Annotated in this window: 16 protein-coding genes and 3 rRNA genes; 9 read left to right on the top strand and 10 right to left on the bottom strand. The window is 46.7% G+C overall.

The window, feature by feature from the left end:
• The first annotated feature begins 99 nt into the window (after nucleotides 1-99).
• The 4 genes from thiM (at nucleotide 100) to MHB49_RS05085 (ending at nucleotide 3,331) form a co-directional block, all read left to right on the top strand.
• Entirely contained in the window at nucleotides 100-912 is an 813-nt protein-coding gene (gene thiM / locus MHB49_RS05100) for a hydroxyethylthiazole kinase (protein ID WP_405155282.1), read from the top strand.
• Nucleotides 909-1,721 carry a bifunctional hydroxymethylpyrimidine kinase/phosphomethylpyrimidine kinase gene (thiD, locus tag MHB49_RS05095; RefSeq protein ID WP_405155281.1) on the top strand — a complete coding sequence of 271 codons (813 nt, stop codon included), beginning with the start codon at nucleotides 909-911 and terminating at the stop codon, nucleotides 1,719-1,721. The genes thiM and thiD overlap by 4 nt, the downstream gene beginning before the upstream one ends.
• Nucleotides 1,721-2,386: a thiamine phosphate synthase gene (gene thiE / locus MHB49_RS05090; RefSeq protein WP_405155280.1), complete on the top strand. Its 666-nt coding sequence runs from the start codon at nucleotides 1,721-1,723 to the stop codon at nucleotides 2,384-2,386. The genes thiD and thiE overlap by 1 nt, the downstream gene beginning before the upstream one ends.
• Nucleotides 2,387-2,587: 201 nt before the next feature.
• On the top strand, nucleotides 2,588-3,331 hold the full coding sequence (locus MHB49_RS05085) for a MerR family transcriptional regulator (RefSeq protein ID WP_405155279.1): 744 nt from the start codon (nucleotides 2,588-2,590) through the stop codon (nucleotides 3,329-3,331).
• A 376-nt stretch (nucleotides 3,332-3,707) separates the two neighbouring features.
• Here the strand turns inward: MHB49_RS05085 and MHB49_RS05080 are convergent, their stop codons facing one another.
• On the bottom strand, nucleotides 3,708-4,190 hold the full coding sequence (locus tag MHB49_RS05080) for a hypothetical protein (RefSeq protein ID WP_247900838.1): 483 nt from the start codon (nucleotides 4,188-4,190) through the stop codon (nucleotides 3,708-3,710).
• 190 nt (nucleotides 4,191-4,380) lie between these two features.
• On the opposite strand from MHB49_RS05080, the gene MHB49_RS05075 reads away from it, so the two are divergent.
• Nucleotides 4,381-4,845, top strand: coding sequence for a ferritin-like domain-containing protein (locus tag MHB49_RS05075; protein ID WP_405155278.1), 465 nt, complete (start codon nucleotides 4,381-4,383; stop codon nucleotides 4,843-4,845).
• A gap of 58 nt (nucleotides 4,846-4,903) precedes the next feature.
• Here the strand turns inward: MHB49_RS05075 and MHB49_RS05070 are convergent, their stop codons facing one another.
• The 5 genes from MHB49_RS05070 to MHB49_RS05050 form a co-directional block, all read right to left on the bottom strand.
• Nucleotides 4,904-5,554 carry a deoxynucleoside kinase gene (locus MHB49_RS05070; RefSeq protein WP_247900836.1) on the bottom strand — a complete coding sequence of 217 codons (651 nt, stop codon included), beginning with the start codon at nucleotides 5,552-5,554 and terminating at the stop codon, nucleotides 4,904-4,906.
• Nucleotides 5,551-6,174 carry a deoxynucleoside kinase gene (locus MHB49_RS05065; RefSeq protein WP_247900835.1) on the bottom strand — a complete coding sequence of 208 codons (624 nt, stop codon included), beginning with the start codon at nucleotides 6,172-6,174 and terminating at the stop codon, nucleotides 5,551-5,553. The genes MHB49_RS05070 and MHB49_RS05065 overlap by 4 nt, the downstream gene beginning before the upstream one ends.
• 225 nt (nucleotides 6,175-6,399) lie before the next feature.
• Nucleotides 6,400-6,516: ribosomal RNA gene (gene rrf / locus MHB49_RS05060) — 5S ribosomal RNA — on the bottom strand.
• Nucleotides 6,517-6,666: 150 nt separating this feature from the next.
• A 23S ribosomal RNA gene (locus tag MHB49_RS05055) occupies nucleotides 6,667-9,594 on the bottom strand.
• A gap of 339 nt (nucleotides 9,595-9,933) precedes the next feature.
• Nucleotides 9,934-11,485, bottom strand: a 16S ribosomal RNA gene (locus MHB49_RS05050).
• Together the 16S, 23S and 5S rRNA genes form the textbook arrangement of a ribosomal RNA operon.
• Nucleotides 11,486-12,496: 1,011 nt before the next feature.
• Between MHB49_RS05050 and MHB49_RS05045 the strand changes: the two genes are divergently transcribed.
• Nucleotides 12,497-14,263, top strand: coding sequence for a methyl-accepting chemotaxis protein (locus MHB49_RS05045; protein WP_247900834.1), 1,767 nt, complete (start codon nucleotides 12,497-12,499; stop codon nucleotides 14,261-14,263).
• Between the two features lie 263 nt (nucleotides 14,264-14,526).
• On the opposite strand, the gene MHB49_RS05040 is transcribed toward MHB49_RS05045, so the two are convergent.
• Both MHB49_RS05040 and MHB49_RS05035 read right to left on the bottom strand, forming a co-directional pair.
• Nucleotides 14,527-15,600, bottom strand: a complete 1,074-nt coding sequence (locus tag MHB49_RS05040; protein ID WP_405155277.1) for a hypothetical protein — start codon at nucleotides 15,598-15,600, stop codon at nucleotides 14,527-14,529.
• 187 nt (nucleotides 15,601-15,787) lie between these two features.
• The gene (locus MHB49_RS05035; RefSeq protein ID WP_064642109.1) at nucleotides 15,788-15,955 is read right to left on the bottom strand and encodes a DUF3934 family protein; all 168 of its coding nucleotides are present in this window, start codon (nucleotides 15,953-15,955) and stop codon (nucleotides 15,788-15,790) included.
• Nucleotides 15,956-16,266: 311 nt separating this feature from the next.
• On the opposite strand from MHB49_RS05035, the gene licT reads away from it, so the two are divergent.
• The 3 genes from licT to MHB49_RS05020 all read left to right on the top strand — a co-directional run bounded on the left by licT (nucleotide 16,267) and on the right by MHB49_RS05020 (nucleotide 20,661).
• Nucleotides 16,267-17,127 (top strand): BglG family transcription antiterminator LicT, encoded by an 861-nt coding sequence (licT, locus tag MHB49_RS05030; protein WP_405155276.1) that lies wholly within the window; start codon nucleotides 16,267-16,269, stop codon nucleotides 17,125-17,127.
• 183 nt (nucleotides 17,128-17,310) lie between these two features.
• Entirely contained in the window at nucleotides 17,311-19,209 is a 1,899-nt protein-coding gene (locus MHB49_RS05025; protein ID WP_405155275.1) for a beta-glucoside-specific PTS transporter subunit IIABC, read from the top strand.
• Nucleotides 19,210-19,251: 42 nt separating this feature from the next.
• Nucleotides 19,252-20,661 carry a glycoside hydrolase family 1 protein gene (locus MHB49_RS05020; protein ID WP_405155274.1) on the top strand — a complete coding sequence of 470 codons (1,410 nt, stop codon included), beginning with the start codon at nucleotides 19,252-19,254 and terminating at the stop codon, nucleotides 20,659-20,661.
• 97 nt (nucleotides 20,662-20,758) lie between these two features.
• Here the strand turns inward: MHB49_RS05020 and MHB49_RS05015 are convergent, their stop codons facing one another.
• Together MHB49_RS05015 and MHB49_RS05010 are read right to left on the bottom strand one after the other, a co-directional pair.
• Nucleotides 20,759-21,979: an MFS transporter gene (locus MHB49_RS05015; RefSeq protein WP_405155273.1), complete on the bottom strand. Its 1,221-nt coding sequence runs from the start codon at nucleotides 21,977-21,979 to the stop codon at nucleotides 20,759-20,761.
• A 39-nt stretch (nucleotides 21,980-22,018) separates the two neighbouring features.
• Nucleotides 22,019-22,618 carry a TetR/AcrR family transcriptional regulator gene (locus tag MHB49_RS05010; protein ID WP_405157049.1) on the bottom strand — a complete coding sequence of 200 codons (600 nt, stop codon included), beginning with the start codon at nucleotides 22,616-22,618 and terminating at the stop codon, nucleotides 22,019-22,021.
• Nucleotides 22,619-22,675: the final 57 nt, after the last annotated feature.

Here is a 22,675-nt window from a genome sequence, read left to right as displayed (position 1 = left end):
TTTCCATCATTTAATAACCCCTATTACCAACAGATATAAGGGTCATCCTGCCCTGCCACTTTTGTTGATTATTTTGCTTATTTATAAGGAGGAACTCATATGACTTACCTGGAACGTGTTCGTACACAAAATCCGCTTGTTCATAACATTACGAATATTGTCGTCGCTCCGTTTACAGCCAACGGTTTGCTCGCACTAGGTGCATCTCCCTTTATGGCCTATGCGCATGAAGAGGTCGCTGATGTTGCCAAGATGGCAGGAGCAGTTGTACTGAACATTGGCACTTTGGACGAAAAGGTAGTTGAGGCAATCCGCCTGGCTGGTCAATCCGCCAATTCAAATAACGTGCCTGTTGTGCTCGATCCGGTTGGAGCTGGCGCAACCGCCTATCGTACGGAAACCGTTCAGATGCTCGTTCGTGAGCTTCGCCTCACGGTGTTGCGGGGCAATGTGGCGGAAGTCGCCAATGTCATCGGTGAGCGTTGGAGCATCAAAGGTGTGGATGCAGGTCAAGGCGAGGGCGATCGAATTGGAATAGCGGAACGGGCAGCACAAAAACTCGGCTGTGTGGTCGTCATTACCGGACGCGAGGATGTCATTACGGATGGACAAAAGACGTTCCTGACGAGTAATGGACATGCCTTGCTTACCCAAGTGACTGGTGCAGGCTGCTTGCTCAGCTCGGTAATTGGTGCTTTTGCAGCCATTGCGAAACCGGGAGACGACTTGCTGAGCAGTGTTGTGGAGGCACTCGCTTTCTATGGCGTTGCAGCAGAGATTGCGGCGGAACGTACCGCTGACCTGGGACCGGGCAGCTTCCAGATCGAATTGCTGAATCAACTGGCCCAAGTGACACCTGAGGTTCTCGCAGAGCGAGCACAGGTTCGACAGATGGATGGAGGTGCGCAATGAGTATTGCACAGGCTTTGACGATTGCTGGTTCCGATAATGGTGGCGGCGCTGGAATTCAAGCGGATCTGAAGACCTTTCAGGAGCTCGGTGTATACGGCATGACTGTGATTACGGCTATTGCTGCCCAAAATACAACAGGTGTGCAGGGCGTCTTCCCTATTTCATATGAAGGTATCGCTCAACAATTGGATTCGACCGGGGATGATTTTCAACCTTCAGCCGTGAAGACGGGCATGCTCTACAGTGCCGAGATTATTCGACTGGTCGCCGAGAAAAGGCAGCAATACGGCTGGTCCAATCTGATCATCGATCCGGTTATGGTTGCCAAAGGCGGCGCCCCTCTGCTGCAACAGGAGGCCATTCAGGCGTTAATTACAGAGCTGCTGCCTCATGCACTGATCACGACACCGAACATTCCGGAAGCCGAGCTTCTTACTGGAATGTCTATTATGAATTTGAGTCAGCGCGAAGAAGCCGCAAGACGAATCGTGCAAATGGGCTCCACGTATGCATTGGTGAAAGGTGGTCATGATGAGGGAAGTGGCATGATTGTCGATGTGCTTTATGATGGGCAGTCTTTTCACTATCTGGAGAACGTTCGGGTGGTGACAAGGCATACCCATGGAACGGGATGTACGTATTCTGCGGCCATTACTGCCGAATTGGCGAAGGGCTCAACTGTACTGGCTGCCGTCACCACCGCGCGAGCATTCATTCAGGCAGCCATCGAAGATGAGCTGGGAATTGGGTCTGGACATGGGCCGACAAATCATTTTGCCTATCAGCGCAGACTGCGGGGTGAGCAGTGATGCGTCATCTGGATGCAGACGCGGTACGACGCGCGATGCAGGTGTATTTGGTGATGGGCAGCGTGAATACGGCGCGTGACCCTGTGGAGGTGCTGCGCCAAGCCATCGCTGGCGGCATTACGCTGTTCCAGTTCCGGGAAAAAGGAACTGGCGCTCTGGTTGGCGAAGCACGCATCTCGCTTGCGATGCGGCTTCGCGAGGTGTGCAGCCAGCACGGGATACCGTTCATCGTGAACGATGATGTGGAGCTGGCTGTGGCGGTGGAGGCCGACGGCATGCATGTCGGCCAGGACGATGCGGACGCGGCGCTGGTACGCGCCCGCATCGGAGAAGGGCGGATGCTTGGCGTATCCGCCCACTCCGTGGAGGAAGCCCGCCGTGCGGTGCAGGCGGGCGCCGACTATCTTGGCGTCGGGCCCATGTACCCGACGCGGTCCAAAGCGGATGCCCACGCTGTGCTGGGCCCCGCTGGGGTAGCCGAACTACGCGCCGCAGGCATCGCAGTTCCGGTGGTAGGTATCGGCGGCATTACGCCCGATACCACGGCCGCCGTGATGGCGGCAGGAGCCGACGGCGTAGCCGTCATCTCCGCCATCGCGGGCGCGGCCGAAGTGCGCGCAGCGGCTGCGCAGTTCGCTGCGGCGGTGCGCGGGATGCTGGCGTAGCCATGCGCTCCCTGCACCGCCAGCCCGTGTGCTGCACCCCGTAGATGGTGCAGCCTAAGGCCCTGACCTCTCCCGGCCATTCAGTCAGCCAGGTCATTTCCAAGATGCAGCTTCCGTGCCTGCATCTTTTTATATTATTTAACTAGTTGACTCTCACGTAACGTGACGCTGTACAATCGGTGGTGTAAGGAGGTTTCCATCATGGCCATGAAAGTAAAAGAAGTGGCCGAACTTGTCGGGATCAGTGTGCGCACGCTGCATCATTATGATGAGATCGGACTGTTAACACCGGACGAAGTAACTTCTGCCGGGTATCGACTGTATTCAGATGCCAATCTGGAAATGCTGCAGCAGATTTTATTTTTCAAAGAACTCGATTTCTCTCTGAAAGATATCAAGGAAATTATTAACAATCCATCTTTCAATCGAGAAGAAGCACTAAATATGCATCGCCGTATTTTGCTGGAGAAACGCCATCGTTTGGACCAAATGATCGCCACCATTGATAAATCAGTTCAACACGTGAGAGGAGAAATTAAGATGACAGCCAAAGAACAATTTGAAGGGATTAATTTCAGTCATAATCCGTATGAGCAGGAAGCGCGGGAACGTTGGGGAGACCAAGCAGTGGATCAGGCTAATCAAAAGTTACACAACCATTCTCTTGGGGAGCAAAAAGCTCTATCCGATCAAATGAATTCAATCTACACCCGTCTTGCAGCAATTCGTCACATAGATCCAACATCCGACGAGGCTCAAGCTGGAATCTCGGAATGGTATAGCTATCTGAACAACATGGGCAATTATTCGCCTGAAGTCTTCAGAGGGCTGGGGCAAATGTACGTGGAGGACGAACGTTTCACACGTAATATTGATCAATTCGGCGAAGGTTTGGCTGTATTTATGCGGGATGCCATGGCTGCGTTTGCTGATCGAAACAGTTAATCTTGGCCTAACTTGATTCAGCATATAGCTTTATCGGATTCCCCTCGCAATCTAGTATATGTTGTAGAGAAGTAGTTCCATTTCGATCTTTCTATTGCTGATGAAAACTTGCTCTTTCCTAATAGGCAAATTCGCGCGTATTAAATAGAACTTCGTTCTGCCATCTTTTCCGTGTTCATGCCATGTGCTGGACAGCCGAGGATTTCAACATGAGTCAATTTACACAAAAAAGGGACGAACGCCCTAAGGCAGCACGTCCCTCTTTTAGTATCTCAGCCGCAATGTGAATAAACCATTACAGTCATTCACTCTGAGTACTTTTTTAATGGAGGCAGCTCCTGTATTACACAGGTCTTGCTTCCCCCCTATCCATCAGTCAAGCTCTGGGAGCGTGATCAGTTGAAGAAGCATCCGATGCCAGGCTGGTCTTTGCCATCCGTCCTGGAATCTGCCATGCCGATACAATCGCCAGTACGATGAATAACAAATCAACCGGCTCGCTGAAATAGTCCATAAAGGTTTCCACAAATGCACTTACCATCTCACCATCAAACACCAGATCCAACAAGCTCGCATCGCTGAATAATTCGGATGTAAAATACACCACCGTCAGATACTTCCCAAGCAAAATGCCGATAAGTGCAAAGATGACTGCGATGACTTTATGTACCGTCGCAATTCGTTTGTTCGAGAACAATACAACCGCGTAGCCTGTGAGCGCCCCAATGACGATAGCAATGAGCCCCAGTTCTCTTTCCGTCATGGCGGCAATTACTGCCCAAACCATGCCCCCTACTATTGCTGCCAATAATCCACCAACGATTGGCATGCCGATCTTGATCCCTTGTTTCTCTTCCACGTTGTCTTTCCCTCCTGAGTCATGCTTATGCTTCTTTTCCAGAATTCACCTTTCCTATGAAACCACAAATACTCCTATTATTCAACAAATTTCTACTATTTCAGTTCGTTCCCGGATCAGAAAGGAGAGACACATTCGCCTAGCTTCTGAATACTCTAATTCAAAAGATTCTGTAAGGAGTAGATCCCTCATGTATTATGTTCCTTATTATCGTAATGACAGTATGGTTACTGCCCATATTGCCAAAGCCATCAATGGAGAATCATCGGCTATTGCCTGTTATGACAAGTTGGCTGCACTTGCACCCACGGAAGAGGAACACACACGTATTCTGGAAATCCGCCAAGATGAAATGGAGCACCTTCAACGTTTCATTGCTATCTATGTATCCTTAACTAGCATGCAGCCCACCATCCAGATTGCCCAGGACTGTCCAAATGAATATATCGCGGGGCTAAATTACGCTTTCAAAGATGAACAGGAAACCGTTGAATTCTACTCTGATGTTGCTGACCAGACGACTGATCCCCATATCCAGGCAACATTCAGAAGAGCTGCAACGGATGAACAAAGACACGCCGTTTGGTTTCTATATTATCTGACGCAGCATAAAGCGGATGTAAAACCCACTGATAACTCACCTATATCAAAATAAAAAAACAGCCCTTCCACTAGCCTTCATGGCATCGAGGGGCTGCTTCTTCATCTTATAATTACGCTTTTTGGGAAGGTTGAATGACAGCAGCGATCTGTGCCAAAATGGCGTCCACTGATGCCGGGTCATTCACGTCATATTCATCAATATTCAAACGAAGTACCGGACAAGCGGTAAACTGGTTAATCCATACGGAATAGCGCTCATGCATGTGCTCCCAATAGGAACGGTCAGTCTGGATTTCCATCTCTCGTCCCCGCAGGGTAATTCGGTTAAGAATGGATGGCAGACTGCCTTCAAGATAAATCAGTACGTCCGGATGAGGGAAATAAGGTGTCATGACCATGGCTTCAAACAAACTACTATACGTCTCGAAATCCGTGGCTGACATTGTACCTTGATCCGCATGCATTTGTGCAAAGATGCCTGTATCTTCATAAATGGAGCGATCCTGTACAAATCCACCACCAAGTTCAAAGATTTTCTTCTGTTCCTTAAAACGCTCTGCCAGGAAATAAATTTGCAAATGGAAGCTCCATCGTTCGAAGTCATGATAGAATTTCTCCAGATATGGGTTGTGATCGACTTGCTCCAGGGAAGTCTTAAAGTTCAAGCGATCTGCCAGTGCTGCCGTCAACGTGGATTTACCCACCCCAACAGTTCCTGCTACCGTAATTAATGCATTCGCCGGAATACCATAATTGTTCATGTAATATACTCCTTTACCTGTTTAACAATCTGTTTGAAATGCTCAGGATGTTCTACAAAATCGAGCTGCTCCGCATTTACCTTAATAATCATTGGGGGATTCGGGCTGTCAGCCAAGTAAGCCATTCCTGTTTTGTAATCTGCAATTAACTGTTCCATATATGCCGGGTCCATATCCTGCTCAAAAGACCGTCCACGTTTGTTGATCCGATACATCAATGTGTCGAGTTCAGCTTCAATATAGAGCACCAAATTCGGTTTTGGCAGATCATCCGTTAACAGATGGTAGATTTGGCGGTATTTGTCCCTTTTTGATCCTTTCAGAGTACGCTCGGCAAATATCATATTTTTATAAATATGGTAGTCCGAAATGACAGGGGTATTTTGTTTAATGTAGTGCACGCCTGTGTCTTCCAGTTGCTTGAACCGGTTACACAGAAAAAACATTTCAAGCTGGAAGCTCCACTCATCAATATCCTGATAGAAGGACGCCAGAAAGGGATTCTCTTCTACTATTTCCTTGACCAGCGGAAGGTTTAATTCCTGAGAAAGCATCGTTGCCAACGTTGTTTTCCCCGCTCCAATCGGACCCTCCACTGCAATAAACGGGGCTGGTTTCATGTGATTCAGTTCCTCCTCGTACTCAATGCATGTTTCCGTTTCTATATAGGCCTCACCTATTGTATCACAGCTAGGATGATGGGAAGGCCAGTATTTTATGTATAAAATGAGTTTTATCTCTATCACGAAGATAATATAATATAGCCTGCAGTGGTTATAATCTTCCCAATCTTCATCTCAACAGAAAAAGACACGATCGATTACTTTGATCGTGTCTTTTTGATTGCTTGGCGGCGTCCTACTCTCCCAGGACCCTGCGGTCCAAGTACCATCGGCGCTAGAGGGCTTAACGGTCGTGTTCGGGATGGGTACGTGTGGAACCCCTCCGCCATCGCCACCAAACGCGATTTGTCGAAGCATAGCTTCTTGAAATCAGAGTTGGAACTGAAAATCATATACACCTTCCGTGATGTACCGATTTTCATTTCACTTCAGAGATTATTCTCTGAAAACTAGATCCGAAACGAAATGTGCGACTTACAACTTGCATATTTGGATAAGCCCTCGACCGATTAGTACTGGTCAGCTCCATGCATTGCTGCACTTCCACCCCCAGCCTATCTACCTCGTCGTCTTCAAGGGGTCTTACATACTGGGAAATCTCATCTTGAGGGGGGCTTCACGCTTAGATGCTTTCAGCGCTTATCCCGTCCGTACATAGCTACCCAGCGGTGCTCCTGGCGGAACAACTGGTACACCAGCGGTACGTCCATCCCGGTCCTCTCGTACTAAGGACAGCTCCTCTCAAATTTCCTACGCCCACGACAGATAGGGACCGAACTGTCTCACGACGTTCTGAACCCAGCTCGCGTACCGCTTTAATGGGCGAACAGCCCAACCCTTGGGACCTACTTCAGCCCCAGGATGCGATGAGCCGACATCGAGGTGCCAAACCTCCCCGTCGATGTGGACTCTTGGGGGAGATAAGCCTGTTATCCCCAGGGTAGCTTTTATCCGTTGAGCGATGGCCCTTCCATGCGGTACCACCGGATCACTAAGCCCGACTTTCGTCCCTGCTCGACTTGTAGGTCTCGCAGTCAAGCTCCCTTATGCCTTTGCACTCTTCGAATGATTTCCAACCATTCTGAGGGAACCTTTGGGCGCCTCCGTTACTCTTTAGGAGGCGACCGCCCCAGTCAAACTGCCCACCTGACACTGTCCCCGCACCGGATTACGGTACCAGGTTAGAACCTAGATACGATCAGGGTGGTATCCCAACGGTGCCTCCACCGAAGCTGGCGCTCCGGCTTCAAAGGCTCCCACCTATCCTGTACAGATCGTACCCAAATTCAATATCAAGCTGCAGTAAAGCTCCATGGGGTCTTTCCGTCTTGTCGCGGGTAACCTGCATCTTCACAGGTATTAAAATTTCACCGGATCTCTCGTTGAGACAGCGCCCAAGTCGTTACGCCATTCGTGCGGGTCAGAATTTACCTGACAAGGAATTTCGCTACCTTAGGACCGTTATAGTTACGGCCGCCGTTTACTGGGGCTTCGGTTCACAGCTTCGGGATTACTCCCTAACCGCTCCCCTTAACCTTCCAGCACCGGGCAGGCGTCAGCCCGTATACTTCGCCTTACGGCTTCGCACAGACCTGTGTTTTTGCTAAACAGTCGCTTGGGCCTTTTCACTGCGGCCCCCTCGTGCTATTCACACTACCGGGGCACCCCTTCTCCCGAAGTTACGGGGTCATTTTGCCGAGTTCCTTAACGAGAGTTCTTCCGCGCGCCTTAGAATTCTCTTCTCGCCTACCTGTGTCGGTTTGCGGTACGGGCACCATCACCTGGCTAGAGGCTTTTCTTGGCAGTGTGAGATCATGACCTTCGCTACTGTAATTTTCGCTCCCCATCACAGCCCAGCCTTACGATGTGCGGATTTGCCTACACATCAGCCTCACTGCTTAGACGGACATCCATCAGTCCGCGTCACTACCCTGCTGCGTCCCCCCATTGCTCATAACGGCTTACGGTGGTACAGGAATTTCGACCTGTTGTCCTTCGACTACGCCTTTCGGCCTCGCCTTAGGTCCCGACTTACCCTGAGCGGACGAGCCTTCCTCAGGAACCCTTAGGCTTTCGGCGGATCAGATTCTCACTGATCTTTTCGTTACTCATACCGGCATTCTCACTTGTATAATGTCCAGCGCTCCTTACGGTACACCTTCAACCCTTATACAACGCTCCCCTACCCCTGATGCAAAGCATCAAGCCATAGCTTCGGTGGTGTGTTTAGCCCCGTTACATTTTCGGCGCAGAGTCACTCGACCAGTGAGCTATTACGCACTCTTTCAATGGTGGCTGCTTCTAAGCCAACATCCTGGTTGTCTGTGCAACTCCACATCCTTTCCCACTTAACACACACTTGGGGACCTTAGCTGATGGTCTGGGCTGTTTCCCTTTTGACAATGGATCTTAGCACTCACTGTCTGACTCCCGGAAGTAAGTCTATGGCATTCGGAGTTTGACTGAGCTTGGTAACCCTTGCGGGCCCCGCACCCAATCAGTGCTCTACCTCCACGACTCTGTTTTCCGAGGCTAGCCCTAAAGCTATTTCGGGGAGAACCAGCTATCTCCGAGTTCGATTGGAATTTCTCCGCTACCCCCACCTCATCCCCGCACTTTTCAACGTGCGTGGGTTCGGGCCTCCAGTGCGTGTTACCGCACCTTCACCCTGGACAGGGGTAGATCACCCGGTTTCGGGTCTACGTCCACGTACTCATTCGCCCTATTCAGACTCGCTTTCGCTGCGGCTCCGGCTCTTCACCTTAACCTTGCACGGGAACGTAACTCGCCGGTTCATTCTACAAAAGGCACGCCATCACCCCTAAAACGGGCTCTGACTTTTTGTAAGCACACGGTTTCAGGTTCTATTTCACTCCCCTTCCGGGGTGCTTTTCACCTTTCCCTCACGGTACTGCTTCACTATCGGTCGCTAGGAAGTATTTAGCCTTGGCAGATGGTCCTGCCGGATTCATACGGGGTTTCACGTGCCCCGCACTACTCGGGATCCGTCTCGGAGAGAGCAGACTTTCAACTACAGGGCTTTTACCTTCTTTGGCGGGCCTTTCCAGACCTCTTCGTTTAACCGGCTCCTTTGTAACTCCATGTGAGACGTCCCACAACCCCAGAGAGCAAGCTCTCTGGTTTGGGCTTCTCCGCGTTCGCTCGCCGCTACTGACGGAATCACTATTGTTTTCTCTTCCTCAGGGTACTTAGATGTTTCAGTTCCCCTGGTATGCCTCTACGTAACCTATGTATTCAGTTACGAGTAACTGGAAATTACCCCAGCTGGGTTTCCCCATTCGGACACCCCCGGATCAAAGCTTGCTTACAGCTCCCCGAGGCAGTTTCGTTGTTCGCCACGTCCTTCATCGGCTCCTAGCGCCTAGGCATCCTCCGTGTGCTCTTAGTAGCTTAACCATTGCGCTCGTGTTCGAGCTGTCGCTTCCCTTGTTTTGGACGTCGTCCAAAGCCAAAAGTCGCTCCATTTCGATCACTCGCTCCAGCAATCTACCGTTTTTATTGAAACTTGTTATACACAAGTTCAGCTAAAAAGGAATGTTCTAATTCGCATATTTCGTTTCGATATCTAGTTTTCAAAGAACAAGCTCCATGCAAAAGCAAGCTGTTTGAGAGTTTGAGCTCTCAAAACTGAGCAACGAGTGAGTTAAAAGCTTTACGAAGTAAAGCTCGCTTCGGAAGCATGCTTCCTGAAGACTTGATTTGAATGTTTCCGCTGCGGGAAACGATTCTCCATAGAAAGGAGGTGATCCAGCCGCACCTTCCGATACGGCTACCTTGTTACGACTTCACCCCAATCATCTATCCCACCTTCGGCGGCTGGCTCCTTGCGGTTACCCCACCGACTTCGGGTGTTATAAACTCTCGTGGTGTGACGGGCGGTGTGTACAAGACCCGGGAACGTATTCACCGCGGCATGCTGATCCGCGATTACTAGCAATTCCGACTTCATGCAGGCGAGTTGCAGCCTGCAATCCGAACTGAGACCGGCTTTTTAGGATTAGCTCCACCTCGCGGCTTCGCAGCCCGTTGTACCGGCCATTGTAGTACGTGTGTAGCCCAGGTCATAAGGGGCATGATGATTTGACGTCATCCCCACCTTCCTCCGGTTTGTCACCGGCAGTCACCTTAGAGTGCCCATCCGAAATGCTGGCAACTAAGATCAAGGGTTGCGCTCGTTGCGGGACTTAACCCAACATCTCACGACACGAGCTGACGACAACCATGCACCACCTGTCTCCTCTGTCCCGAAGGAAAGGTACATCTCTGTACCGGTCAGAGGGATGTCAAGACCTGGTAAGGTTCTTCGCGTTGCTTCGAATTAAACCACATACTCCACTGCTTGTGCGGGTCCCCGTCAATTCCTTTGAGTTTCAGTCTTGCGACCGTACTCCCCAGGCGGAGTGCTTAATGTGTTAACTTCGGCACCAAGGGTATCGAAACCCCTAACACCTAGCACTCATCGTTTACGGCGTGGACTACCAGGGTATCTAATCCTGTTTGCTCCCCACGCTTTCGCGCCTCAGCGTCAGTTACAGCCCAGAGAGTCGCCTTCGCCACTGGTGTTCCTCCACATATCTACGCATTTCACCGCTACACGTGGAATTCCACTCTCCTCTTCTGCACTCAAGTCACCCAGTTTCCAGTGCGATCCGGGGTTGAGCCCCGGGATTAAACACCAGACTTAAATGACCGCCTGCGCGCGCTTTACGCCCAATAATTCCGGACAACGCTTGCCCCCTACGTATTACCGCGGCTGCTGGCACGTAGTTAGCCGGGGCTTTCTTCTCAGGTACCGTCACCTTGAGAGCAGTTACTCTCCCAAGCGTTCTTCCCTGGCAACAGAGCTTTACGATCCGAAAACCTTCATCACTCACGCGGCATTGCTCCGTCAGGCTTTCGCCCATTGCGGAAGATTCCCTACTGCTGCCTCCCGTAGGAGTCTGGGCCGTGTCTCAGTCCCAGTGTGGCCGATCACCCTCTCAGGTCGGCTACGCATCGTCGCCTTGGTGAGCCGTTACCCCACCAACTAGCTAATGCGCCGCAGGCCCATCCCCAAGTGACAGATTGCTCCGTCTTTCCAGTTTCCTTCAGGCGAAGAAAACAACTATTCGGTATTAGCTACCGTTTCCGGTAGTTGTCCCAAACTTGAGGGCAGGTTGCCTACGTGTTACTCACCCGTCCGCCGCTAACCATCAGAGAAGCAAGCTTCTCTTCAAGTCCGCTCGACTTGCATGTATTAGGCATGCCGCCAGCGTTCGTCCTGAGCCAGGATCAAACTCTCCAATAAAGTATTGAAAAGAGCGATAAGCTCATTTTGAATCTGACGAGATTAAAAATCTCATTTATGTTCCAGTTTTCATACAGCCAAATGGCATGTACCAAAAACTTTCACATTCATCCTGCAAGCAGGATGATTACTCACTCGTTGTTCAGTTTTCAAAGATCAAACTTGTTTTGCTGTTCAGTGTTGTTCACCGCAGCAACTCTTATATATTATCACGTCCGAACCAACTTTGCAAGCTCTTTTTTCAAGTTTCTTTCGAAGCTTATTTCATTCGCTTGCCGCACCGTGTTTCTCGTGTTTTCTTGGCCGGATTAATAATATATCATGTTCTAATACTAATTACAACCCATATTATTAATTAATTTTATTCACTACATTGAATTGATCTACTCTCCTATTAGAAATGCACTCCAGCAGTTGTTAAGCTAACGGACCGCTCTTTGAATTCTATGATACAGCCTATATTGGTTGTAATCCTAACACCTAAGATCTAATGAACACTTTGTTTCGTAGTGCCGAGAAAACATTTCTTCATTCAATGTCATTACTTATTAAGTTAGCTTCATCTATATACTGCTGTCTTTCACTACAGTAATTAGGATATCGTTCAGTGATCTTTCCGATATTCGTAAAGCCTCGTTTAGAGTCATTTTTGCGTATTAATGTATTTCATATATGCGCATATCTTTATTTCAACATAAATCCCGCTTTCCTTTATGTATATACATGTTAGGCACAATTTACTTCTTAAAATGATGGGGTCTTATTCTTTCGGGTATTTAATTTCCACAATCTTTAATGAAATTCCCCTTATGAATTTGCGCATTTTTTTTAATAATGAACGCAATAATGAAAGAAACATGAAAGACATTGAAAGATTTTGGTACTAAAGCATCATTTTCACTCAAAAACTAATATTAATCTATCCCTATTACGATATATCACATGGATACAAAGAACCATACGTAGAGCGAATACGCATCCAGATGGTCATAATCAGAAAAGGAGTGAACTATGTTGTTAGATAAGATACGGTGGAGTACTCTCCCCTTCTTTGCTAAAAATCTTGTTATTTCATTCGGCAGCATTATGTTGATTGGCGTTATTTTAATCACAGCCGGATATCAGTTCCAAAAAGGCATTTTGATTCAACAGTTATATGATCAGGCTGAGGTCACGACGCAGAGATGGTCTGATGATCTGGATACAAACAAAGTGCTAGAAGCAGCAAATGAGAAAAGCTATTCCGGGCCTGCTCAAAAGGTGCTTCGAGATTATCTGGATTCCATCCACGATCTCTATCCCAATGTCGCTCAGGCTTATATTTTTGGAACCGAGTTGGAAAAGGGAAATGAGACCTCCATTATCGCGATTCCAACCAGTCTAGTAGAGTCCTTCGAAGAAGGTAATATGGCAGCAGGTACGATGTATCCCTTATCCTCACAAATTGTTGAAGCCCTTAAAGATATGAAAGTAGACAGCAAACCCGGATTCAGCAGCTTCTATACCGACGATTATGGCACTTGGACAACAATCATGTATCCCATCAAGAATGCGGAGGGCAAAACCTATGCCGCCATTTACTTTGATGTTGATGCAAGCGCAGTTCCAAAAGGACTTCATAAACTGATTACATACAGTAGTATTTTTCTAATCGTATTCCTGATCCTGTTTATGGTACTGCAATATGTTCTATTGAAAAAAACACTCAAGCCAATCCGTGAACTCATGAAAGGCATTGAGGCTGCGAGCTCGGGCAATCTGGATGTTACCATCCAAACTGGACGAGATGATTTAGGAATTATTAATCAAAAATTCAATACGATGATTCAGCGATTCAATGATACGATGTTCAAAGTCCAAACAACATCCTATCACCTCTCTGACTCATCCAAGAAATTATTAGAAATTTCCGAAAAAAATAATGATAACATTCAGATGATTAGCAGCAATATCCGGGACATCTCTACCGGCCTTCGCTCTCAGGATCAGGCCAGTGTGGAAAGTGCCCGGGCAATGACAGAGATGTCTACCGTTGTGCAGACAATTGCTAGCAGTTCTGCCGATGTTGCGGATGAAGCATTAAGCATGGAAAAGCGTTCTAATTCAGGCCATGAAATTATGCAACAAGTGATTGAGCAGATGAGACTGATCTCCGGAGCAGTGAAGCACACGTCCGAATCCATTCAGTCTTTGGAAAGCCGCTCCAATGAAATTAGCAGCATTGTAAATATGATTACGCAGATTGCAGAACAGACTAATTTGCTCGCCCTGAACGCGTCCATCGAGGCAGCTCGTGTTGGTGAGGAAGGGAAAGGCTTCGCGGTTGTTGCAGGGGAAGTACGTAAACTCGCCGAACAGTCCCAGAACTCGGCCAAACAGATTCGCACCTTGATTGACGAAATTCAAAGCGATATTCTTCAGTCTGCCGAAGCCATGCAGCTTGGCTCTCAAGAAGTGGAGAAGGGATCTCAGGTCACTATGGAGACGGGTCAATTCTTTGAAGATATTTTGACAGCAACGAACAAAGTGGCCAACCAGATTCAGGATATCTCCAGCTCTACGGAAGAAATATCCGCCAGCACACAGGAAATGTCCGCTACCGCGGATGAATTGTCGGTCAGCGTCAGTAAAGCAGCACATAGCAGCAAACAGATTGAGCAGTCCATTGCCGAACAGGAATCATCCATGGCTTCCATTGTTGCTGCCTCTGATGAGCTCTCGGCTGTATCGGGCCAATTGCAAGAACTGATCTCCTTCTTTAAAGTAAGGGCCAACTAGAGCTGAATACCAAGTAAACAATAAGAACGTTAATAACAAAAAACCAAGATGCTTGAGGGTAAATCCTGCGTCTTGGTTTTTTGTTATTCGTTTAATATAATGCGCTTGCGATGAAATAAAAAAGAGACCCTCCCTGTATCCAGGTCAGTTCCCTTCTCTACTCTATCTCGTGTCCATTTAAACGGACAGACTGTATTACAGATTTAAGAGATCTTATCCAGATTTCGGGTGGGCAGATCTCTTATACCTTTATAACTTCACCTTTAATTTTCCATGTAGGTACTTGTATATATCTGATACGCATTCTTTACCCGATCATATCGACCCTCACCCGTATAGAACATGATCTCTACAAAATGATCCCGCGCTTCTAAAATGGTGTGTAGCTGGACAATCTTACGTTTATTCACTACTTGGTACCCTTCCATCTGAATCCCCTTCAAACCATTGATTTCAACAGACGTGCGTTCTGGAACGAGAATGGAGTTCTCTGGATCAGCATACATTTCAGCGACATAACGTCCATACTCCTCTAACGTTAGATCGGAATCAAACTCTTCCTTTGGTTCGAGATATATCGACATGTAATCATTGTTTGTCTCCAGAGAGATATCCAGATCTGAACCCCATAATTCAAAATCTTGAACTTCCCAATTAGATGGTGTACTGATCTGGAATTGAGAATATCTCCCCTGATGCGGTGTAAGATCAGTCGATGAAAGGACAATGTCTGATGGTTCATCATTCAATATCCGAAATTGTTGAGACATTTTTTCGAAAAATTCCCGGTCTGCTAACGAAAATTCATACATCGATGTATATGTAATGATATAAAAATGGTGGTTACTTTCTAGGTATGCTGTAATGTACCCGAATTGATTCCTCTCATAACTGGTTCTTCCTTCTTTTACGTAAGCCTCCTTTTTATCAATAGTTAGATTGCTGGTTCTGATGATCTCATCTTTCTTTCTCTTTGGGCCTTGTGTGGATTCAATATTTTTCTTGTGGATTGCCATGTAATCAGTCAATGACGTATCCGGTAAGTAGTCTGCCCGGTTCACTCGGTCGATTCGGATGGACTTCGTTCGATCCACTGTCGCTAACTTCAATAGTGATGGATTAGTAAGTTCTGTTGAAACCTTCCAATCCGAAGAGAGGGTTATCTCCACTTCCTTGTTCTTAGAAAACATTGTTACAGGTGTTTCATTAACCGTCTTTTCCGAAGAAATGGATTTGGAGACCGCAGGAGTATTGGGAATACCAGACGAAGAACTGCACGCAGTAAGCGTAACAACCATAAACAGATTAATTGTGAGTATCATTCTTTTATTGGACAATGACAAATCTCCTTTGTTCTAGGTAGTATGTCGACACTACACAGGGATAATTTACCATTTATATCAGCAATTTGGATATCACTTATTAGGCTCTGTTAAGCATAATTTTTTTAACGCATCAATCCCAAAAAAAAGAGAGCTGTCCTGTTTCAGGTCAGATCTCTTCTCCAACTTATCTCGTGCCCATTTACACGGACTTGTCACTAGGCGTTTCAGCATCGGTTTTATTCTTTGTGCCTTTACTTTTATAAGGCTTTGGGGCACTTTTCGCCCGGTTAGCGGCGGCTTGCCAACGATTCCAGCCCTTTTTGCCAGTACCACGGCCGGTGCCACCTTTTCCTTTTGCTTTGCTCATGTTATCACTCCAATAATCCTGTATATGCTTAAAAATGACCGTCCTCGGTAACTTATTATGCAACCCAGCCCATCTTCTTCACTTCCAGCTTTCTTATTATAACAAAAATTGACGTCTTTACGTTCATTTCCATAAATCATTGTATTGTTATTCTGTTATGAAAGCGGTATAGTGGACATAATTGAAAGAGGAAGCTGTGTCTTCTTCGGGATTGTTACTGGTAACCAGGCGATACCCAAACAAAAGGCTGTCTAATAAGCCTTTGTTTGGGTTTTTTGTTATTATTACGAGTTATTGAGGTGAACCAATATATGATCATCCGACAGATTTTCAACAACAACGTCATTCGCGCCGAGAATCAGGTAGGCCATGAGTTTGTTGTCATTGGCAACGGTCTGGGTTTCAAGAAGAAAAATGGACAGCCCGTGGATGAGGATAAAATCGAGAAAACCTTTGTGCTGAAATCGGATAAAATACCGCAAAAATTGATTGACCTGATCGGTGAAACATCGGTTGAATATTTAAAATTAGCTGACGAAATTGTAGGCTATGCCAAAAAGGAAATGGGCGATATTTTTAGTGATAATATCTATATATCATTGATCGATCATATTCAGTTTGCCATTACCCGGTACCGTAAATCCGTGGGGCTGAAGAATTCCCTTTTATGGCAAATCAAGAAATTTTACAAAAAGGAATTTTGGATTGGCATGAATGCCGTGAATCTGATTCAGGAACAATTCGGCATCCAAATGGATGAGCATGAGGCGAGCTTTATTGCCATGCACTTTGTCAACGCCCGTCAAGATGGTCAGGGTATGAAACAAACGGTTGAAATTACCGAGGTTATTGATGATATTTTCAACATTGTCACCAATCATTACCACATCGCCCTGGATGAAAATTCATTTAATTATTCCCGGTTTATTACCCATCTGCAATACTTTGTACAAAGAATGCTGAGTAATGAACAAGAGCAATTTGCATCGGGTGATAACTTCCTGTATGAGCAGGTTAAAGACAAATATGCCAAGGCTTTTCAGTGTACACAATTGATTAATCAATACCTTGAAGAGAAGTTTGAAAGCGCCATGTCCATTGATGAAAAAGTGTATTTGACGATCCATATTCACCGTGTCACTTCACGTAACGAAATGCTGGACGCTGAATAAAAAAGCTTGCAAACGATTTCGGCGTCATTTATAGTAGGTCTCACAACTTAACGACAAGGATTGTTACTGGTAAAGCAGGCGATACCTAAATGATTGGCAACGGGTCATTTTTCCGATGATCATAGCCATTCGTTTAGGTATTTTTTTGTTTTCAGGCAATCTTAACAACAAAGGAGAATGAACATGGATCATAAAAAAATGGGGGATGACATCGTTCGCCTCGTCGGCGGAGAAGCCAATATCAACGGGCTGGTCCACTGTGCAACCCGGCTGAGATTCGATCTGAAGGATTCGAAAAAGGCAGAACGAGAAACGCTCGAGAAACACGATGGGATCATTACCGTTGTCGAAAGCGGTGGACAGTTCCAGGTCGTCATTGGCAGCAATGTGGCTCATGTATATGCAGAGATCATGAAGAACAGAGATTTTGGAGGAGATTCTTCCTCATCCGCTGAGTCCACAGGAGAAAAAACCTCAGTATTATCCAAAGTCTTTGAAATTATATCCGGAAGTTTCTCACCGTTAATCCCGGCCATGGCAGGATCAGGTATGTTAAAAGCTTTGCTGACTGTCCTGACCATGCTTGGATGGATGTCTGATACAAGTGACACGTACCTGATTCTATCTGCTGCCGGCAACGCAGTCTTTTATTTCTTGCCCATCTTCCTCGGTATCACACTTGGTATGAAACTGAAAGCCAATCCTTATGTAGCCGGTGTAATTGGTGCCGCTCTGATGGAGCCAAACTTTACCGGACTGATGGATAAAGGCTCGGATGTATCGTTCCTCGGCATACCGGTTGTCATGATGAATTATTCAGCCAGCGTGTTCCCGATTTTCATATCAATCAGCATCTACGCTGTACTCGACAAACTGCTGAAAAAAATCATTTTGAAAGATCTGCAATTATTCCTGGTACCGATGATCGCTCTGATGATTATGGTTCCTTTGTCCGCAATGGCCTTCGGACCATTCGGCACCACGGTAGGTGACTGGATCTCCTCCGGTGTAACTTGGCTTATTGGCGTTAGCGGCATTTTGTCAGGAATTGTACTGGGCGGATTCATGACTTTCATGGTAGTCTTCGGACTCCACTGGGGCTTCACACCGATTACGATTCAGAATATTGGGGTTGGCGGCGATCCGATTGAAGCTATGGCTGCTGCAGCCGTGTTTGCACAAATTGGTGTAGCCTTTGGTATTTTCCTGAAAGCCAAAAAGAACAAAACGCTGCGAACTCTTGCAGGCTCCACCAGCCTTACCGGTTTACTTGCAGGTGTAACTGAACCCATTGTATACGGTCTGATCTTGCGTTATAAACGTGTGATTCCTATCGTAGTCATTGCAGGTGCGATTGGCGGCGCCATTAATGGTCACTTCGGTGTTAAAATGACTGCTTATGTGTTCCATAATATTTTTGCCATTCCTGTCTATAAACCAACGGTTGTCTACGTGATTGCGATTGCCTGCTCTTTTGCTATAGGGGCGGTATTAACTGTAATGTTCGGTTACGAAAGCAAAACCAAAGACACAGCTTCCGAAAAAAACGAATCGGTCTCCAACACAGCGTCTGAAAGTACACAGGCTGAACTTCCCCTTGAACCTGAGGCCAAAACGACTGAAATCAAAAAGGAACAAATTTATAGTCCTCTTACAGGTAAAGCTGTAGCCTTAAGCACCATTAACGACCCTGCTTTCTCAACAGGTGCCATGGGCAAAGGATTGGCGATTGTTCCTGAGATTGGTGAAGTCGTCGCTCCCGTGGATGGCGTTGTAACTTCACTCTTCCCAACTGGACATGCCATTGGATTAACGACCAACGCAGGTACCGAGATTTTGATTCACATTGGTATTAACACGGTGGCGCTAAAGGGAAAACATTTCAATCCTGTCGTTCAGGAAGGCGATATCGTTAGACAAGGCGATCTGTTGATCCAATTTGAAATCGATAAAATTAAAGAAGCCGGATACGAAACGGTGACTCCTGTCATTGTTACGCTTACGCAGCAGGAAGTCGATGTATTCGAAACGACTCAAGAGCATGTACAGAAAAATGATGTCCTGTTAACTTTGGTTGTCTAAATCAACTTATAACCTATGTATTCAATTTAGGAGGAACTAACAATGAAGCATACCCAACTTAAACCATTTCCTAAAGATTTCTTCTGGGGAGGTTCAACCTCCGCCTATCAAGTTGAGGGAGCCTGGAATGAAGATGGCAAAGGCCCTTCTGTTATCGATATGGGAAACCATGTAGAAGGCGTAACCGACTTCAAGGTAACCAGTGATCACTATCATATGTACAAAGAAGATGTGGCCCTAATGGCCGAAATGGGCTTCAAAGCCTATCGTTTCTCCATCGCTTGGACACGCATCTACCCGCAAGGCGCAGGTGAAATAAATCCAAAGGGACTGGCATTTTATGATTCTTTGATTAATGAGTTGATTAAATACGGCATTGAGCCCATCGTGACCATGTATCACTTTGACCTTCCTTATGCGCTTGAAGAAAAAGGGGGCTGGTCCAACCGCGCAACGATAGATGCCTTTGAACAATATGCCAAAACACTTTATGAGAACTACGGTGACCGGGTCAAATATTGGCTGACCATCAACGAACAAAATATGCTGATCCTGCATCCCGGCTCTCTGGGTACACTGGATACAACGCTTGTTGATCCGCAAAAAACACTTTATCAGCAAAATCATCATATGCTGGTCGCTCAAGCCAAAGCCATGGTCCTGTGTCACGAGATGCTGCCTGAAGCCAAAATTGGCCCAGCTCCCAATATCGGTGTCATCTATCCGGCTAGCTCCAAACCGGAAGACACGCTCGCTGCTGATAACTATGCTGCCATTCGCAACTGGCTCTATCTCGATATGGCGGTATATGGACGCTACAATCATATTGCCTGGAGTTATCTCGAAGAAAAAGGATATACCCCTGTCATTGAAGATGGAGACATGGACATCCTGGCTCAAGGAAACCCTGACTTTATTGCGTTTAACTACTATACTTCCCAAACCGTTGGTGAAAGTCTGAATGATGGCAATGATTTCTCCCATACAGGAGACCAGCATGAAATTGTCGGTGAGCCAGGAGCTTACAGAGGATCTGTGAATCCGAACCTGCAAAAGACCGAATTTGGTTGGGAAATTGACCCTGTCGGCTTCCGATCAACTTTACGCCAGATCTATTCCCGTTATCACCTACCATTGATCGTTACCGAAAATGGTCTGGGTGCATTTGATAAACTGGAGGAAGGCGACGTGGTTAACGACCCTTACCGCATCGAGTTTTTCAATAAACATATCGAACAGATTCAACTGGCTATTACAGACGGTGTAGATGTATTTGGCTTCTGCCCTTGGTCTGCGATTGACCTGGTCAGCACACATCAGGGATCAAGCAAACGTTATGGATTCATCTATGTCGATCGGGAAGAATTCGATATCAAGGAATTAAGACGTATCCGCAAACAGAGCTTCCACTGGTATCAAAAACTGATTGAAACCAATGGCGAAATCCGTTAATACTGTAAATTAAAAAGCCAGTCGGCTACACATGGTTCATGTGTAGCCGACTGGCTTTTTGTGTTGGTTCACTCACGCATTCTTATTCAAATCAGGATTACATTTCTGCTTTGGCGTTGCCTGCGGATTTAACGCCTCTTAGCACCCGCAGAGATAACAGAAAACAGATCGCCAGAACGGCAGCTGCCGAAACGTAAGGATAGTTGATATTCACATCAAACAGTGCTCCCGCTACAATTGGACCTGCAATATTCCCCAAACTTGTATAGGCTGAGTTCAATCCGGCCACAAACCCCTGCTGTTCTTCAGCCAGTTTGGACATCTGCGTACTGATTGCCGGACGCAATATATCCATACCAAGGAAAACGATAAACGTTACGACAAGAATCATCCAGTAGGTATTTACAAACAAGGTCAATAGCACAAATACAGCCACAAAAAGCAAGCAGACCGAAATGACTTTTTTCTCCCCAAACCGGTTTAACAGCCAGCCAATCAGTGAGACCTGCACCACGGCTCCCGCAATGGAACCAAACGTAATTATGAATGCAATATCCTTGGTGGTGAAGCCAAATTTGTGATCCACAAACAGAGAAAAGACCGTCTCATAGTTAGCCAGACCAAACGCCATGACAAATACGATAATCAAACTGAAAAAGTAAGGCTCCCGGTACGAATGCAGCAACTGGGAAACCATGCCCGGGCTTTTGACCTTCGGTGCACCCGCAACAGGTTTGGTTTGCTCTCCGGTAATTCTGGTCGATTCCGGCAAAATAATCAGGGTAATGATGGATGCCAGCAAACCTGCAATACCTGCGGCATAGAAAGGAATCCGAATACCAAAGTCAGCGATATATCCGCCGATCCCCGGACCAATGATAAATCCTGTAGTAATTGCGGCATTGATTAATCCCATGCCTTTACCGCGTTCTTCTTCTGTCGTAATATCTGCGGTATAAGCCATTACTGCCGGGAAGATCATCGCTGCACCGATCCCTCCAAGCATCCTGGCTGCGAAGAGCAGCGATGGTGCATTCACAGCACCAAACATAAACTCCGATACAGCAAAGATTAACATCCCGCCAACAATAATTTTTTTACGTCCCAAGATGTCAGACCAACGGCCCGCAACTGGAGAAAATAGAAACTGAGTGAAGGAGAATGCTGCTACCAGCAAACCAACCGTGAACCCGGTGATATGCAGTAGATCCATGTACGCAGGCATAATAGGTACCACAAGACCAATACCTGTAAAAACGAGAAAAATATTAAACATTAACAGCAGCAATGCGCCCCTGTTCCGTGTAAGTAATGCCATGATTCCATCCCCCGTAGTTGTCAAAATGTTGCCTTAAGCTTAAGCTTTATCTTTTGCTATTCCATACAAGAATACGCTAGCCGCTTGACGGTACAAGGCAAGAGCCTGTTCTGGCTCCATTCCGCGCGACAGCTGACTAAGTCCAATAATGGTACTTTCCAGAATGAGCGCAAGATTGTCTGCGTTGTCCGCCTTGAACTCTCCGCTCTCTATGCCCTGCTCCACCAATTGTTTGTTAAATTGAATATGCCGCTCAAACATCAAAGCTATGCGTTCTTCAATATCATTTTCTTTCTTTTCCCCCGTAAAGAACTCATCTGCCGCCTTGGTTAGCGGGTGGTTCATATCGTCGAGGATTAATTGTTCTGCCAAGCCGTAGATCTTTTCTGTAGACGTATGATACAGATGTTCCTTGGCCGCCCAATTCTCTTCCCATTCCCGATCCCACTCATCAATCAGATACAGAAAGAGGCCTTCCTTACTTTTAAAATGGTAATAGATATTGCCTTTGCTGCTGCCTGTCGCAGCCACAATATCTTCAATGGAAGTTGCTTTATACCCTTTTTGCACAAAAAGGGCTCTTGAGGCATCCGCAAGTTTCTTCTTGGTCTGCTCGGTTTGTAGTTGCTTTTTATTCATGTTCATACACTTCACTCCACCTCGCGCATACTGAACGTTCGTTCTGTATTTTAACAG

Source organism: Paenibacillus sp. FSL K6-0108 (assembly GCF_045040695.1).
Taxonomy (GTDB): domain Bacteria; phylum Bacillota; class Bacilli; order Paenibacillales; family Paenibacillaceae; genus Paenibacillus; species Paenibacillus pabuli_B.
This window is presented reverse-complemented; position numbering and strand designations above follow the sequence as displayed.

What these genes read in the sequence shown, in the direction of transcription:
- MHB49_RS05015 (WP_405155273.1), bottom strand. Translation starts at nt 21,979, where the DNA reads ATGGCATTACTTACACGGAACAGGGGCGCATTGCTGCTGTTAATGTTT.
- MHB49_RS05035 (WP_064642109.1), bottom strand. Translation starts at nt 15,955, where the DNA reads ATGAGCAAAGCAAAAGGAAAAGGTGGCACCGGCCGTGGTACTGGCAAA.
- MHB49_RS05070 (WP_247900836.1), bottom strand. Translation starts at nt 5,554, where the DNA reads ATGAACAATTATGGTATTCCGGCGAATGCATTAATTACGGTAGCAGGA.
- thiM (WP_405155282.1), top strand. Translation starts at nt 100, where the DNA reads ATGACTTACCTGGAACGTGTTCGTACACAAAATCCGCTTGTTCATAAC.
- MHB49_RS05085 (WP_405155279.1), top strand. Translation starts at nt 2,588, where the DNA reads ATGGCCATGAAAGTAAAAGAAGTGGCCGAACTTGTCGGGATCAGTGTG.
- licT (WP_405155276.1), top strand. Translation starts at nt 16,267, where the DNA reads ATGATCATCCGACAGATTTTCAACAACAACGTCATTCGCGCCGAGAAT.
- MHB49_RS05075 (WP_405155278.1), top strand. Translation starts at nt 4,381, where the DNA reads ATGTATTATGTTCCTTATTATCGTAATGACAGTATGGTTACTGCCCAT.
- MHB49_RS05045 (WP_247900834.1), top strand. Translation starts at nt 12,497, where the DNA reads ATGTTGTTAGATAAGATACGGTGGAGTACTCTCCCCTTCTTTGCTAAA.
- thiE (WP_405155280.1), top strand. Translation starts at nt 1,721, where the DNA reads ATGCGTCATCTGGATGCAGACGCGGTACGACGCGCGATGCAGGTGTAT.
- thiD (WP_405155281.1), top strand. Translation starts at nt 909, where the DNA reads ATGAGTATTGCACAGGCTTTGACGATTGCTGGTTCCGATAATGGTGGC.
- MHB49_RS05025 (WP_405155275.1), top strand. Translation starts at nt 17,311, where the DNA reads ATGGATCATAAAAAAATGGGGGATGACATCGTTCGCCTCGTCGGCGGA.
- MHB49_RS05065 (WP_247900835.1), bottom strand. Translation starts at nt 6,174, where the DNA reads ATGAAACCAGCCCCGTTTATTGCAGTGGAGGGTCCGATTGGAGCGGGG.
- MHB49_RS05010 (WP_405157049.1), bottom strand. Translation starts at nt 22,618, where the DNA reads ATGAATAAAAAGCAACTACAAACCGAGCAGACCAAGAAGAAACTTGCG.
- MHB49_RS05020 (WP_405155274.1), top strand. Translation starts at nt 19,252, where the DNA reads ATGAAGCATACCCAACTTAAACCATTTCCTAAAGATTTCTTCTGGGGA.